This is a genomic window from Citrobacter sp. Cf088 (assembly GCF_030334295.1).
In the GTDB taxonomy this organism is placed as follows: domain Bacteria; phylum Pseudomonadota; class Gammaproteobacteria; order Enterobacterales; family Enterobacteriaceae; genus Citrobacter; species Citrobacter freundii.
Window position 1 is genome coordinate 218,022 of record NZ_JAOWEE010000040.1, and the last position, 13,207, is coordinate 231,228.

Here is a 13,207-nt window from a genome sequence, read left to right on the forward strand (position 1 = left end):
CGGGTAGCGCTTACACTCACCCGGCCCTTCATATCTTACAGCGGCTTAATTACTGAGCGGCATTCACCGCAGCAGTCCAGGCCTGGTTAAATGCTTGATGTTGAGCAGCCAACGGGCCAATCAGCGTGTTGTACTGACTTGCCTGCTGTGACGTTGGGAACTGGATACCGTTGGCGACAAAGCTCACCTGCGTATCCTGCTGCGCCACAAAATCACCAACCTGCACTAACTGCTGCGTGAAGATTTGCGCTGCAGGGATCAGCGGCTGTAACGCCTCTGCAGGTACAGTAACGACTTTATTGTAAACCTGGTCAAAGACCGGCTTCAGATCTTCGCCCTGCTTCAGCGCGCCATGCGCAGCATCTGCCTGTAGTTTCGCATTCTGCAACTGTTGCCCTAATACACCTAGCGCACCATTTGCCTGACGCAGCGGCTCACGCTGAGTCACATAATCCTGAGGAACACGAATCGCATTTACGCTATCAACCACCGGACGCAGACCGGAGTCCATCGCCTGATTAACCTGCTGCGAATAGCCATACAGAATCGCGTAATCGGACACAAACGGGCCAAACTGTTTTTTCTGATCGGCGGTCAGCGTTGGTAAACGCTCTCCGCTACGCATTGCAGTATTCTGCAGAAAATCGATAAACGCTTTGCGTTGATCGCCTTCTTTATCAAAACACCCACTCAGGCCAACTACCATTAAGAGCGCCAAAACAGGCGCAAACCAGCGAGAGCAGGACTTACCTGTCGCCATTTTAATACTCCTTTCACCCAAAAATGCGCACAACGACACCCGCGTGCCTGACGTTAACAAGGATAGTCCAGGTCAGCCCCGCAAGATACCCTTTCCGCATAATCTTGTGGGGGAAAATAACCGTTCCCACCACCGTTCGTTTTGCTAAACAATGCTGCATTTACTACTCGGCGTCATATTTTAGTCATCTTTACAATCGGAATCGATCGTTCGGAGATCCCGACCTTTATCAGTTTGTTAGCCAGTAACAGATTGTCACCTGCGATCTGCTGAAACGAATCCATCTCTCAAACCCCGAATCCGACTTCATTTTTTGCGACTACTCTTAATGAGCTTCGAAGAAATTCACGATCCCGCTGTGTGATTTGTAGGAGTTCTCAATGGAATACAAAGATCCTATGTTTGAACTGCTGAGCAGTCTGGAGCAGATTGTTTTTAAAGATGTATCGCAGACGGTCACTCTGACGCAAAAAACCAACCCTTTCACCGAATTTGAACAGTTACGACGAGGGACAGGTTTAAAAACAGATGATTTTGCCCGAGTAATGGGCGTGACAGTCGCGATGGTTCATGAATGGGAGTCTAAACGCGTAAAGCCTTCCACTACCGAATTGAAGTTAATGCGCCTGATCCAAGCAGATCCAAGATTAAGTAAGCAACTGATGGATTGAACTATTTTTCAATTTTGCTTAAAAACGGTCCTGTAACGGGGCCGTTCCCTTACGAAGGTTATCCACAAAAAAGAAAATAGTAGTTGCATCCACATGCGTAAAATGAGTTAATGCCCTCAACGGTTTGACGTACAGACCATTACAGCAGTTAGTAAGGCAAGTCCCTTCAAGAGTTATCGTTGATACCCTTCGTAGTGAGCATTTCCTTTACTGTTAAAAAATCTGTAAAGCACGCCATATCGCCGAAAGGCACACTTATTTTTTAAAAGGTAATACACTATGTCCGGTAAAATGACTGGTATCGTAAAATGGTTCAACGCTGACAAAGGTTTCGGCTTCATCACTCCTGACGATGGCTCTAAAGACGTGTTCGTACACTTCTCTGCTATCCAGAACGATGGCTACAAATCTCTGGACGAAGGTCAGAAAGTTTCCTTCACCATCGAAAGCGGCGCTAAAGGCCCGGCAGCTGGCAACGTAACCAGCCTGTAAGCTTAAAAAGCTCAAGATTCTGAATCCCTGCCAAACGGCGGGGATTTTTTTTATCTGTACTTCTTAAAACGCCTCGCCCACACGCGTCTTTGCATTACTTTACCCGCCGCCCCTTTGACCTTTCCCTAAGGGCAAGCTTTATAGTGAGCCAGTCTGTATTCCACAACGTTCACAAGGAATTGAAGCTATGTCGAAATCCTCATTACTGCTGGTTTTAGGTTTACTCACCACCGGTAGCGCGTTCGCCGCAACCCCTGAAGCCACTTTTTTGGCGGAACACGGGCTCAGCGGAAAATCCGTCGAGCAAATCGTCGAGGCCATTGACCAGTCTCCACAGAGCCGCCCACTGCCCTACTCGGCATCCGTCACCAGTACTGAACTGAAGCTCTCTTCAGGCGATCAGATCTATACCCTGCCGCTCGGTGACAAGTTCTATCTGTCATTTGCCCCTTATGAATGGCAAACACATCCTTGCTTCAACCACAGCCTTTCCGGTTGCCAGGGCGAAATGCCGGAGAAGACATTCAATGTCAAAGTGACGGATAACAAGGGTGATGTAGTGCTACAAAAAGAGATGAAGAGCGGTCGAAATGGCTTCGTCGGGGTTTGGCTACCGCGCAATATGGCAGGCACCATCGCAGTAAGCTACAACGGCAAAAAAGCGGAGTATCCCATTAAGACCATGGAAGACAGCCAGACCTGTCTGACTAAATTACAGCTGCGCTAACAACATAAAAAAATGCCGGATGGCGCAATGCTTATCCGGCCTACTGGTGTTTATCTCGTAGGCCGGATAAGGCGAAGCCGCCATCCGGCATTTTCTAAGTCAGCTCAGGACCGTTACTGTAGCAGCGAAATATCCGCCACGCGCAGGAACAGTTCGCGCAGTTTTTCGAGCATGGAGAGACGGTTGATACGCAGATCTTTATCTTCTACGTTGACCATCACTTTCTCGAAGAACGCATCAACCGGCTCACGCAGTTCCGCTAACTCAACCAGCGCTTCCTGGTAATGGCCAGCGGCGAAAACTGGCTCCAGCTTATCGCGCAGCACCACAACCTGCATCGCCAGCGCAATTTCTTCCGGCTCTTTCAGCGTTGCCGCATTCACACGGTCATTCAGCGTTTCTTCAGACTTCGCCAGGATGTTCGATACACGTTTGTTCGCGGCAGCCAGCGCGGACGCGGCCTCCAGTGTACGGAAGTGCGAAACCGCCTTCATACGTGCGTCGAAATCAGCCGGACGAGTCGGACGACGCGCCAGCACGGCCTGAATGGTATCGACGGTATAACCTTCGTCCTGATACCAGGCGCGGAAGCGACCAAGCATAAAGTCGATAACGTCATCCACCACGTTGGCGTTGGTCAGCTTGTCGCCATACAGACGAACAGCCTCTTCCGTCAGCGTTTGCAGATCCAGATTCAGGTTCTTCTCAACGATGATACGCAGCACGCCCAGCGCAGCACGACGCAGCGCAAACGGGTCTTTATCGCCTTTCGGATGCTGACCAATACCGAAGATACCCGCCAGGGTGTCCATCTTGTCAGCAATCGCCACGGCACAAGCAACCGGATTAGACGGCAAGTCATCACCGGCAAAACGCGGCTGATACTGCTCGTTCAGCGCCACAGCAACATCTTCCGCTTCGCCATCGTGACGCGCGTAGTGCATTCCCATCACGCCCTGGGTGTCGGTGAACTCGAAGACCATGTTGGTCATCAGATCGCACTTGGACAGCAGGCCAGCACGCGTTGCGTGGTTAACGTCAGCGCCAATTTGACCAGCAATCCAGCCCGCCAGCGCCTGGATACGGTCAGTCTTGTCGCGCAGCGTACCCAGTTGCTGTTGGAACAGCACGGTTTGCAGACGCGGCAGATGGTCTTCAAGGCGTTTTTTACGGTCGGTATTGAAGAAGAACTCGGCATCAGCCAGACGCGGACGAACAACCTTCTCGTTACCGGAGATAATCTGGGTCGGATCTTTCGATTCGATGTTGGCAACGAAGATAAAGTTCGGCAGCAATTTGCCGTCGTTCGCATAAACCGGGAAGTACTTCTGGTCACCTTTCATGGTGTGTACCAGCGCTTCAGACGGAACAGCGAGGAATTTCTCTTCGAATTTCGCGGTAAGCACTACCGGCCATTCTACCAGCGAGGTGACTTCTTCCAGCAGGCTTTCGCTCAGGTCAGCGTTACCGCCAATCTTACGCGCCGCTTCTTCAGCATCGGCTTTGATTTTCGCTTTACGCTCAGCGTAATCCGCAATGACTTTGCCTCGCTCACGCAGGATTTCCGGATACTGATCGGCAGAATCGATAGTGAATTCCGGCTCGCCCATAAAGCGGTGTCCACGGATCACACGATCGGACTGAATGCCCAGAATCGTTGCCGGAATCACTTTGTCGCCCAGCAGCAGAGTCACGGTGTGAACCGGACGCACGAAGTGAACGTCAGACGCGCCCCAGCGCATCAGTTTCGGGATCGGCAGCTTCGCCAGCGAAGTGGCAATCATGTTTGGCAGCAGCGTTTCAGCGCTTTCGCCTTTCACATGCGCGCGATACAGCAGCCATTCGCCTTTGTCGGTAGTCAGACGCTCAGCCTGATCAACCGTGATGCCGCAGCCACGTGCCCAACCTTCTGCCGCTTTGCTCGGTTTGCCTTCAGCGTCAAACGCCTGGGCAATGGCCGGACCGCGTTTTTCAACTTCACGATCGGGTTGAGATTCCGCCAGATTCGCGACTTTCAGCGCCAGGCGACGCGGTGCAGCAAACCACTCAACGTTGCCGTGCGCGATGCCAGCGTTGTCCAGCTCCGCGGTAAAGTTTGCAGCAAAGGACTCAGCCAGGCTGCGCAGTGCTTTTGGTGGCAGCTCTTCAGTGCCGATTTCCACCAGAAAAGTTTTCTCAGACATGGCCGCCTCTTATTTGTCTTTGTTGCACATCGGGAAGCCAAGGGCTTCACGGGAAGCGTAGTAAGCTTCTGCCACTGCTTTGGTCAGGGTGCGAATGCGCAGGATATAGCGCTGACGCTCGGTGACGGAGATGGCTTTACGCGCATCCAGCAGGTTGAAGCTATGGGCGGCTTTCAGAATACGTTCATACGCAGGCAGCGGCAGCGGATTTTCCAGCGCCAGCAGTTGCTGCGCTTCTTTCTCGTACTGCTCGAAGCAGGTGAACAGGAAGTCCACGTCGGCGTATTCAAAGTTGTAGGTGGATTGCTCCACTTCGTTCTGATGGAACACGTCACCGTAAGTGGTTTTACCCAGCGGGCCGTCGCTCCAGACCAGGTCGTAAACACTGTCTACGCCCTGAATGTACATGGCCAGACGTTCCAGACCGTAGGTAATTTCCCCGGTTACTGGTTTACATTCCAGACCACCAACCTGCTGGAAGTAGGTGAACTGAGTCACTTCCATGCCGTTCAGCCACACTTCCCAACCCAGACCCCAGGCACCCAGCGTCGGGTTTTCCCAGTTATCTTCCACGAAACGAATATCGTGAATGGTCGGGTCCATACCCAGCTCTTTCAGAGAACCCAGGTACAGCTCCTGAATGTTGTCCGGTGACGGCTTAATCACTACCTGGAACTGATAGTAGTGCTGTAAGCGGTTCGGGTTTTCGCCATAGCGGCCATCGGTCGGACGACGGGAAGGCTGCACATAAGCAGTCGCCATCGGTTCCGGCCCCAGCGCACGCAGGCAGGTCATTGGGTGAGATGTTCCCGCGCCGACTTCCATGTCCAATGGTTGAACAATGGTGCAGCCCTGGCGAGCCCAGTAATCCTGTAAGGTCAGGATCAAGCCCTGGAAGGTCCTGGTATCAAACTTTTGCATATTATTTCGTGCTGGATACGTGTGGATTTAAAGGAAGCGATCAGTATACCCGCTGGCTGCAAGATATACAGTACGAAACGGGAAAAAGGGGGAACTTAGCGCATGGAAAGGTGCAAAAACTGCCCGTCTGCATCAAAAGAACAGACAAAACTCTCTTTACGGAAGGTAGAACCACGCATCTCATAGCTGCCCTGGAATTGCTCCAGGCCGGAGATATCAATTTTCTGCGCGCCAGTGTTGTAGCGTTGCGCCGCCTCATTTTTGCACAATGACTCCATATCCAGCGAACGTGTGGCACTGACCTTAACCTTTTGCGCTTTCTGCGCGGGTGCAGACGGTTGTGTGTCAGCGCACGCTACCAGCAAAAGGGTAGCGATTGTGGGAAAGAAATACTTCATCATCATTTTATTACCGCCTGGTTTGCTGGTCAGTCTTATTATTAGTGTCTGGAAACAGATCCTATTTTGAGAATCTCATCAGACCATCTCAAGCTTTAGCGTAAGAACTCGGATTATTCCAGTGAGCTACGTTCGCAAAATATCGGTCAGACTTTTTTTAATGGACACAGAGGAACTGATGCAGCCCAAAATTTTCTGGATTGATAACCTGCGCGGGATAGCCTGTTTAATGGTCGTGATGATCCACACCACGACCTGGTACATCACCAATGCGCAAAGCGTCAGCCCGTTGAATTGGGATCTGGCTAACGTGCTCAATTCAGCCTCTCGCGTCAGCGTCCCGCTGTTCTTTATGATTTCGGGTTATCTGTTTTTTGGCGAGCGTAGCGCCAAACCGCGCCATTTCCTGCGCATCACGCTCTGCATTCTGTTTTACAGCAGCGTGGCGCTGGCCTATATCCTGCTGTTTACCTCGATCAACGCTGAGCTGTCGCTGAAGAACCTGCTGCAAAAGCCGGTGTTCTATCATCTGTGGTTTTTCTTCGCGATCGCCGTCATCTACCTGGTTTCTCCGCTGATACAGGTGAAAAATATCAGCGGCAAGATGCTGCTGGCGTTGATGGTGGTGATAGGCGTGATTGCCAATCCCAATACCGTCTCGCAAAAAATTGGCGGTTTTGAATGGCTACCCATTAACCTGTACATCAGCGGCGACACCTTCTATTACATCCTGTACGGCATGCTGGGCCGGGCGATTGGCATGATGGATACGCAAAAGCGCGCGCTCAGCTGGCTCTGTGCGGCGTTATTCATTACCGCAGTATTTATTATTTCTCGTGGCACATTGCATGAACTGCGCTGGCGAGGCAATTTTGCCGACACCTGGTACCTCTACTGCGGCCCTGCGGTATTTATTTGCGCCGTCTCACTCCTGACGCTGGTCAAAAATACGCTCAGCACACGTACTCTGCCGCTACTGGGCCTTATTTCTCGCCATTCATTGGGCATTTATGGTTTTCATGCGCTGATCATTCACGCACTACGAACCAACGGAATTGAACTCAAAAACTGGCCACCGCTGGATATGCTGTGGATTTTCAGCGCCACGCTGGCAGGCAGTTTACTGTTGTCCATACTGTTGCAGCGCATCGATACGCGCGGGCTGGTGAGTTAATCCCCCATATTTTGCAGACGTAGCAACAAAACTTGCCCCAGTAAACATATGATGAATGCCACCGGATACAGCCCTTTTTCGAGGGGCGATAACGGGGCGTTCCAGACGCCCACCAGCAGCAACCCTATCGTGATGAGTGCGACCATTTGACATACAGAGGCGAAGCGATCGTCGCTCTGATCGAGATTTTCAGCACGCTGATAAACATATGTCACAAACATTCCCGTCATCAGCACGCCGAAAAAATAGCCTTTGCCACTCAATAACGGGCATGCCCGCCATAAGCCAATACTGTAAGTCAGTATGCCTGAGAGAAATAACATCCATGGCAACAGCCTTGTCGTCTTCATTGGGATCTCCTTATCCATCATGGATACAATATGAATAACCCGCTAAAGACAACACAGAAAAATGGCACTACGCCGGACTTTCAGAATAAATCCATGCGTACTAACTATTTATTGGATTGAAATATACATTTGATAAATCCCCTCTGTTTACCAGAGGGGAACGAGGATCAGGACATCAGCGGTTGCAACTGCTGGTAGATTCGGCGGAAGGTTTCCCGACGTTGTTGGTAAAGCGCGTGGCGCCCGGCGTCAGGATAATGCGCTTGTTCCAGCGTAAGCTGAGGCAGAAGGTCTGATAAAGGCCGCTGCGGATTCATGGCAATTTGCGCCAGTCGCGCCGCACCAAGTGCAGGGCCGACATCACCGCCGGTACGATAATCCAGCTGCAATCCGCTGATGTCAGATAGCATCTGACGCCAGTATTCACTGCGCGCCCCGCCGCCAATCAACGTAATGCTGGCGGGCTGCACGCCGCAGGCATGTACCACGTCCATACCGTCAGCCAGCGCAAACCCCACACCTTCCAGCACCGCCTGCGCCAGTTCTGCCGGACCATGCTGATGCGTCAGACCGAAAAATACGCCCTTGGCCTGCGGATTGTTATGCGGCGTACGTTCACCGGAAAGATAAGGTAAAAACCAGACCGGCTCCGCGAGTTCATCAGCCTGTTGCGCAGCGTCAATCAATGCAGGAACGCTCGCCAGTCCGGTTAATTTTGCCGCCCAGTCCAGACACGATGCCGCACTTAACATCACAGACATCAGATGCCATCGCTCAGGCAAAGCATGGCAAAAACTGTGAACCGCACTTTCCGGTTTGCTAAGGAAACCATCACTCACCGCAAAATAGACACCGGACGTCCCCAGCGAAAGCATCGCCTGACCGGCATTCATCATGCCTACGCCAACCGCCCCCGCCGCGTTATCACCACCTCCGGCAACAACCGCAACCTCCTGCATTCCCCAGGCTTTAGCGACGTCTGGCAACAAGGTTCCGGTAATCTCGCTGCCTTCATAGAGCGCAGGCATATGTGCGCGAGTCAGTTTACAGGCAGCCAGCATGACATCGCTCCAGTCACGCTCCGCGACATCCAGCCACATTGTCCCTGCCGCATCAGACATATCGCTGGCAAAATCACCGGTCATGCGCAAACGCAGGTAATCTTTCGGCAGCAGGACTTTATCAATCTGGTTGAAAATCTCCGGCTCGTGGCGTTGCACCCACAGCAGTTTTGGCGCGGTAAAGCCAGGCATCATCAGGTTGCCGGTGATCGCACGAGACTGCGGAACCTGATTCTCCAGCATCACGCACTCTTCACCACAGCGACCATCGTTCCACAGAATAGCCGGACGCAATACCTTCTGTTGCTCATCCAGTAGCGTCGCGCCGTGCATCTGTCCGGCAATCCCCAACGCTTTCACCTCGCGAAGCGAATGCTGCTGGCCCAATGCTTTCACAGCCCGATCCGTTGCCGACCACCACTGCTCAGGGTCTTGTTCAGACCATAACGGATGCGGGCGCGAGACGGTGAGTTTCTCCGTGTGCGAAGCGACCACATCCCCCTGCTCGTTGAGCAGGATGGCCTTTACGCCCGATGTGCCAAGATCTATCCCGATATACATAAGGCATCGTTCCTTAAAGAAAGGCCCGGTAGCGCGAGCTGACCGGGCTTACGGACGTTCTCAGAAACCCGTTATTTGTCGAACAAATAATGGTTCACCAGATTTTCCAGCAATTCCTGATGACCGCTCTGGTGCACCGGCGCCAGGTTATGTTGTTCAGCGTACTGCGCAATTTCCGTCAGCGTCATCTGCCCTTTCAGAATTTGCTGGCCCAGCTCACCATTCCAACCGGCATAACGTTTTGCCACGCGCTGATCCAGACCACCGTCTTCAATCATACGGGCCGCAATTTTCAACGACAGTGCCATGGTATCCATCGCGCCAATATGACCATAGAACAGATCATATTTATCGGTACTCTGACGACGCACTTTGGCATCGAAGTTCAGACCACCGGTGGTGAAACCGCCCGCTTTCAGGATTTCGTACATCACCAGCGCGTTCTCTTCTACGCTGTTCGGGAACTGATCCGTGTCCCAGCCCAGCTGCGCGTCACCACGGTTGGCATCGACAGAGCCAAACAGACCCAGCGCGATAGCGGTGGCGATTTCGTGATGGAACGAGTGGCCAGCCAGCGTGGCATGGTTAGCTTCAATATTCAGTTTGATCTCTTTTTCCAGACCGAACTGCTTGAGGAAGCCGTAGACGGTCGCCGCATCGTAGTCGTACTGGTGCTTGGTCGGTTCCTGCGGTTTCGGCTCGATAAGCAAAGTGCCCTGGAAACCGGTTTTGTGTTTGTGTTCCACCACCAACTGCATGAAGCGACCAATTTGCTCACGTTCCTGACGCAGATCGGTATTCAGCAGCGTCTCATAGCCTTCACGACCACCCCACAGAACGTAGTTTTCACCGCCTAACTTGTGCGTGGCATCCATGGCCGTAACCACCTGCGTGGCGGCCCAGCTGAACACTTCTGGATCCGGGTTTGTTGCCGCACCCGCGCCGTAGCGTGGGTTGGTAAAGCAGTTTGCTGTTCCCCACAGCAGCTTCACGCCGCTCTGTTCCTGTTTTGCCGCCAGCACATCAACCATCTGCGCAAAGTTGTTTTTGTACTCTTTCAGTGAAGCCCCTTCAGGCGAGACATCCACATCATGGAAGCAGTAGTAAGGCACGTTCAGCTTGTGGAAGAACTCAAATGCCACGTCCGCTTTGCGTTTCGCCAGCGCCAGTGCTTCACCAGGCTGCTGCCACGGACGATCGAAAGCGCCCATACCGAACATATCCGCACCGTTCCAGCAGAAGGTATGCCAGTAGCAGGCAGCAAAACGCAGATGATCTTCCATACGTTTGCCCAACACGATTTCGTCAGGATTGTAATGGCGAAATGCGAGCGGGTTGGTGGATTGAGTACCTTCAAAACGAACACGATCAAGTTGGTCAAAATAAGCCGGCATAATAAGCTCCATAATCAGGTAATACGGTAAGTAAACTGCGATATGGCTATACTGGAATTTCCTGATTTATTGCTCAATTACGTTATTTCACACCGCTATTAAGAGAATACCCAAACGTGCGCTGGCTCCCAAAAAAACGCGCTGAAAAACGAAATAAAAAAGCGATCGCGATCGAAGGTTAGCCATTAAACAAAAAACCGTAATGCGCAGATGAAAAATGACAATTGTCATCCCGCTGACAGTATGTAAATTTTGCCTGGCCTCAGGCAATCAGGAAATTTGTCACGCTTCATCAAGCAGTCGTACCGGCGGTTTTGCTAGTATCGACAGGCCCACGTTAACCTTTCCAGGACAGGTTCTTATGTTTGATAAACGTCACCGCATCACTCTGTTATTTAATGCCAATAAAGCCTATGACCGTCAGGTGGTAGAAGGAGTGGGTGAATATTTACAGGCATCGCAATCCGAGTGGGATATATTCATTGAGGAAGATTTCCGCGCCCGTATCGATAATATTAAAGACTGGTTAGGCGATGGCGTTATTGCCGATTATGACGATGATGACATTGCGCAATTACTTGCCGATGTCGATGTTCCGATCATCGGCGTTGGGGGTTCCTACCATCGGGAGCAAGATTACCCCCCGGTACATTACATTGCTACCGACAACCACGCGCTGGTAGAAAGCGCTTTTCTGCATCTGAAAGAGAAAGGGGTTAACCGTTTTGCGTTTTACGGCCTGCCTTCCTCAAGCGGTAAACGCTGGGCCGCAGAACGTGAATATGCCTTTTGCCAGTTGGTGGCTAAAGAAAAGTACCGCGGCGTCGTCTACCAGGGGCTGGAAACTGCGCCGGAAAACTGGCAGCACGCGCAAAATCGTCTGGCAGACTGGCTCCAAACGTTGCCGCCGCAAACCGGCATTATCGCGGTCACCGACGCGCGGGCACGACACGTCCTGCAAGTCTGCGAGCACCTACATATTCCGGTACCGGAAAAGCTATGCGTGATAGGAATAGATAACGAAGAACTGACCCGTTACTTATCACGGGTAGCGCTGTCATCCGTGGCTCAGGGAGCCCGGCAGATGGGCTACCAGGCCGCAAAACTCCTGCACCGCTTGCTGGCGAATGAGGCGCTGCCGCTGCAACGCATTCTGGTTCCTCCGGTGCGCGTGGTTGAGCGGCGCTCAACCGATTACCGCTCCTTGACCGATCCTGCCGTCATTCAGGCGATGCACTTTATCCGCAATCATGCCTGCAAAGGGATTAAGGTTGAGCAAGTTCTTGATTCAGTAGGGATTTCACGTTCAAATCTGGAGAAGCGTTTTAAAGAAGAGGTCGGAGAGACTATCCACGCCGTGATTCATGCCGAAAAGCTGGAAAAAGCGCGCAGTCTGTTGATTTCTACCACGCTTTCAATCAACGAAATTTCACAGATGTGTGGCTATCCGTCTCTGCAGTATTTCTATTCGGTCTTCAAGAAAGAGTACGACACGACGCCAAAAGAGTATCGCGATGTGAACAGCGAAGTGTTGCTGTGAGGATTATTGCCGGATACGGCGAAGCCGCCATCCGGCACACAGAATTACATATGCGCGGCGATTAAACGCTGGTTATCCTGATACATTGCGAACAGATAGTTGTTGTAGCTCTGTCCTTTAGTGGAATAACCCTTCAGCTTATGGATCATCGCGGTAGCGGTGACTTCCTGATCGGCTTTACGCAACTGCGCACGTGATTTACGGAAAGAAGAGTAAGCCGGGTGCGTGTTCAGGTTGATGACGTAAGCATTCACCGACTCTTTCACCGATTCAAACTGTGAGTAGCCTTTCACCTTACCTGGGGCATTGTTACAGCGACCTTTGCCACATTTCATGCCAAACAGGTTGTTATTGCTACGCGCCAGCTTCGACGTACCCCAGCCGCTTTCGGCCGCAGCCATGGTTGCCACCATACTGGTCGGGATAATGTCTACGCGCTCAAGCAGCGTATTCCACGGAATTTTACGCGTGTTGCCAGACCAGCTCACCTTGTAGCGCTTCGCGATGTCTTTCATACGCGTACGCTCAGTCGGTGACCAGCGGTTCTGGTACTGTTTTGAAATCAGCCAGTTACGGTCCGCAGTAATGGCAGCATTTTGACTGGTAATATAAGGCATAACCGTCCGGAGAAACGCTTTTTTCCTTGGTGTTCCGGAAGGGTATTTTCGCAAATCAGGAAGTGAACTACTCTTTGCACTATTGCGAGAATACTCTTGTTTACTGCTAACCTGTTTATTACTTGCCTTGGTTATCTGAGGCTTGTGACTCGTTGTCGCCGTGTGTGTCTTTGCCAGCACCTCACCCGAAAATGCAACGGTGAGTAACATAAGAATCATTGCCCCATATCGTCGAATGGGAGTCAATATCATTAGGTCTCCTGGTCGGATTTATACATTCCAACACCTTATATTTTTCACAAAAATGAGAGATGAATCTCAAATCATATCAAAAATAGCCGTCAAGAGCACCCAAAGG

The 13,207-nt window shown here is 51.7% G+C and carries 13 protein-coding genes; 5 read left to right on the forward strand and 8 right to left on the reverse strand.

Going from position 1 to position 13,207, the window contains the following annotated elements:
* Positions 1-49: 49 nt before the first annotated feature.
* On the reverse strand, positions 50-760 hold the full coding sequence (locus tag OGV71_RS06330) for a DUF3053 domain-containing protein (protein WP_003024276.1): 711 nt from the start codon (positions 758-760) through the stop codon (positions 50-52).
* A 380-nt stretch (positions 761-1,140) separates the two neighbouring features.
* Here OGV71_RS06330 and OGV71_RS06335 point away from each other — a divergent pair, with 380 nt between their 5' ends.
* The 3 genes from OGV71_RS06335 to cueP all read left to right on the forward strand — a co-directional run bounded on the left by OGV71_RS06335 (position 1,141) and on the right by cueP (position 2,650).
* Positions 1,141-1,431 carry an HTH-type transcriptional regulator gene (locus tag OGV71_RS06335; RefSeq protein WP_003024273.1) on the forward strand — a complete coding sequence of 97 codons (291 nt, stop codon included), beginning with the start codon at positions 1,141-1,143 and terminating at the stop codon, positions 1,429-1,431.
* Positions 1,432-1,710: 279 nt separating this feature from the next.
* The gene (gene cspE, locus OGV71_RS06340; RefSeq protein ID WP_000014594.1) at positions 1,711-1,923 is read left to right on the forward strand and encodes a transcription antiterminator/RNA stability regulator CspE; all 213 of its coding nucleotides are present in this window, start codon (positions 1,711-1,713) and stop codon (positions 1,921-1,923) included.
* A 187-nt stretch (positions 1,924-2,110) separates the two neighbouring features.
* Complete coding sequence (gene cueP / locus OGV71_RS06345; protein WP_003024269.1) at positions 2,111-2,650, forward strand: copper-binding periplasmic metallochaperone CueP; 540 nt, start codon at positions 2,111-2,113, stop codon at positions 2,648-2,650.
* A gap of 113 nt (positions 2,651-2,763) precedes the next feature.
* Here the strand turns inward: cueP and glyS are convergent, their stop codons facing one another.
* From glyS to OGV71_RS06360, 3 genes are all read right to left on the reverse strand, one after another.
* A complete protein-coding gene (gene glyS, locus OGV71_RS06350) occupies positions 2,764-4,833 on the reverse strand; it encodes a glycine--tRNA ligase subunit beta (protein ID WP_003837705.1) in 2,070 nt (689 codons plus the stop codon).
* Positions 4,834-4,842: 9 nt separating this feature from the next.
* Positions 4,843-5,754, reverse strand: coding sequence for a glycine--tRNA ligase subunit alpha (glyQ, locus tag OGV71_RS06355; protein WP_001168551.1), 912 nt, complete (start codon positions 5,752-5,754; stop codon positions 4,843-4,845).
* Between the two features lie 95 nt (positions 5,755-5,849).
* Entirely contained in the window at positions 5,850-6,158 is a 309-nt protein-coding gene (locus tag OGV71_RS06360) for a YsaB family lipoprotein (protein WP_003024259.1), read from the reverse strand.
* A 172-nt stretch (positions 6,159-6,330) separates the two neighbouring features.
* Between OGV71_RS06360 and OGV71_RS06365 the strand changes: the two genes are divergently transcribed.
* Positions 6,331-7,326 carry an acyltransferase gene (locus OGV71_RS06365; protein WP_071696676.1) on the forward strand — a complete coding sequence of 332 codons (996 nt, stop codon included), beginning with the start codon at positions 6,331-6,333 and terminating at the stop codon, positions 7,324-7,326.
* Here the strand turns inward: OGV71_RS06365 and yiaB are convergent.
* The 3 genes from yiaB to xylA all read right to left on the reverse strand — a co-directional run bounded on the left by yiaB (position 7,323) and on the right by xylA (position 10,692).
* Positions 7,323-7,676: an inner membrane protein YiaB gene (yiaB, locus tag OGV71_RS06370; RefSeq protein WP_204583187.1), complete on the reverse strand. Its 354-nt coding sequence runs from the start codon at positions 7,674-7,676 to the stop codon at positions 7,323-7,325. The genes OGV71_RS06365 and yiaB overlap by 4 nt on opposite strands.
* A 167-nt stretch (positions 7,677-7,843) precedes the next feature.
* Complete coding sequence (gene xylB / locus OGV71_RS06375; RefSeq protein ID WP_115489330.1) at positions 7,844-9,298, reverse strand: xylulokinase; 1,455 nt, start codon at positions 9,296-9,298, stop codon at positions 7,844-7,846.
* 71 nt (positions 9,299-9,369) lie between these two features.
* Positions 9,370-10,692, reverse strand: coding sequence for a xylose isomerase (gene xylA, locus OGV71_RS06380; RefSeq protein ID WP_003024252.1), 1,323 nt, complete (start codon positions 10,690-10,692; stop codon positions 9,370-9,372).
* Positions 10,693-11,053: 361 nt separating this feature from the next.
* Between xylA and xylR the strand changes: the two genes are divergently transcribed.
* Positions 11,054-12,232 carry a D-xylose utilization transcriptional activator XylR gene (gene xylR / locus OGV71_RS06385; protein ID WP_003024250.1) on the forward strand — a complete coding sequence of 393 codons (1,179 nt, stop codon included), beginning with the start codon at positions 11,054-11,056 and terminating at the stop codon, positions 12,230-12,232.
* A gap of 44 nt (positions 12,233-12,276) precedes the next feature.
* Here xylR and OGV71_RS06390 read toward each other — a convergent pair whose 3' ends face one another.
* Positions 12,277-13,101 (reverse strand): protein bax, encoded by an 825-nt coding sequence (locus OGV71_RS06390; protein ID WP_003024247.1) that lies wholly within the window; start codon positions 13,099-13,101, stop codon positions 12,277-12,279.
* Positions 13,102-13,207 lie beyond the last annotated feature (106 nt).

Bases quoted from the DNA above. Each gene is read 5' to 3' on its own strand.
- OGV71_RS06330 (WP_003024276.1), bottom strand. From the start codon at position 760: ATGGCGACAGGTAAGTCCTGCTCTCGCTGGTTTGCGCCTGTTTTGGCG.
- OGV71_RS06335 (WP_003024273.1), top strand. From the start codon at position 1,141: ATGGAATACAAAGATCCTATGTTTGAACTGCTGAGCAGTCTGGAGCAG.
- cspE (WP_000014594.1), top strand. From the start codon at position 1,711: ATGTCCGGTAAAATGACTGGTATCGTAAAATGGTTCAACGCTGACAAA.
- cueP (WP_003024269.1), top strand. From the start codon at position 2,111: ATGTCGAAATCCTCATTACTGCTGGTTTTAGGTTTACTCACCACCGGT.
- glyS (WP_003837705.1), bottom strand. From the start codon at position 4,833: ATGTCTGAGAAAACTTTTCTGGTGGAAATCGGCACTGAAGAGCTGCCA.
- glyQ (WP_001168551.1), bottom strand. From the start codon at position 5,754: ATGCAAAAGTTTGATACCAGGACCTTCCAGGGCTTGATCCTGACCTTA.
- OGV71_RS06360 (WP_003024259.1), bottom strand. From the start codon at position 6,158: ATGATGATGAAGTATTTCTTTCCCACAATCGCTACCCTTTTGCTGGTA.
- OGV71_RS06365 (WP_071696676.1), top strand. From the start codon at position 6,331: ATGCAGCCCAAAATTTTCTGGATTGATAACCTGCGCGGGATAGCCTGT.
- yiaB (WP_204583187.1), bottom strand. From the start codon at position 7,676: ATGAAGACGACAAGGCTGTTGCCATGGATGTTATTTCTCTCAGGCATA.
- xylB (WP_115489330.1), bottom strand. From the start codon at position 9,298: ATGTATATCGGGATAGATCTTGGCACATCGGGCGTAAAGGCCATCCTG.
- xylA (WP_003024252.1), bottom strand. From the start codon at position 10,692: ATGCCGGCTTATTTTGACCAACTTGATCGTGTTCGTTTTGAAGGTACT.
- xylR (WP_003024250.1), top strand. From the start codon at position 11,054: ATGTTTGATAAACGTCACCGCATCACTCTGTTATTTAATGCCAATAAA.
- OGV71_RS06390 (WP_003024247.1), bottom strand. From the start codon at position 13,101: ATGATATTGACTCCCATTCGACGATATGGGGCAATGATTCTTATGTTA.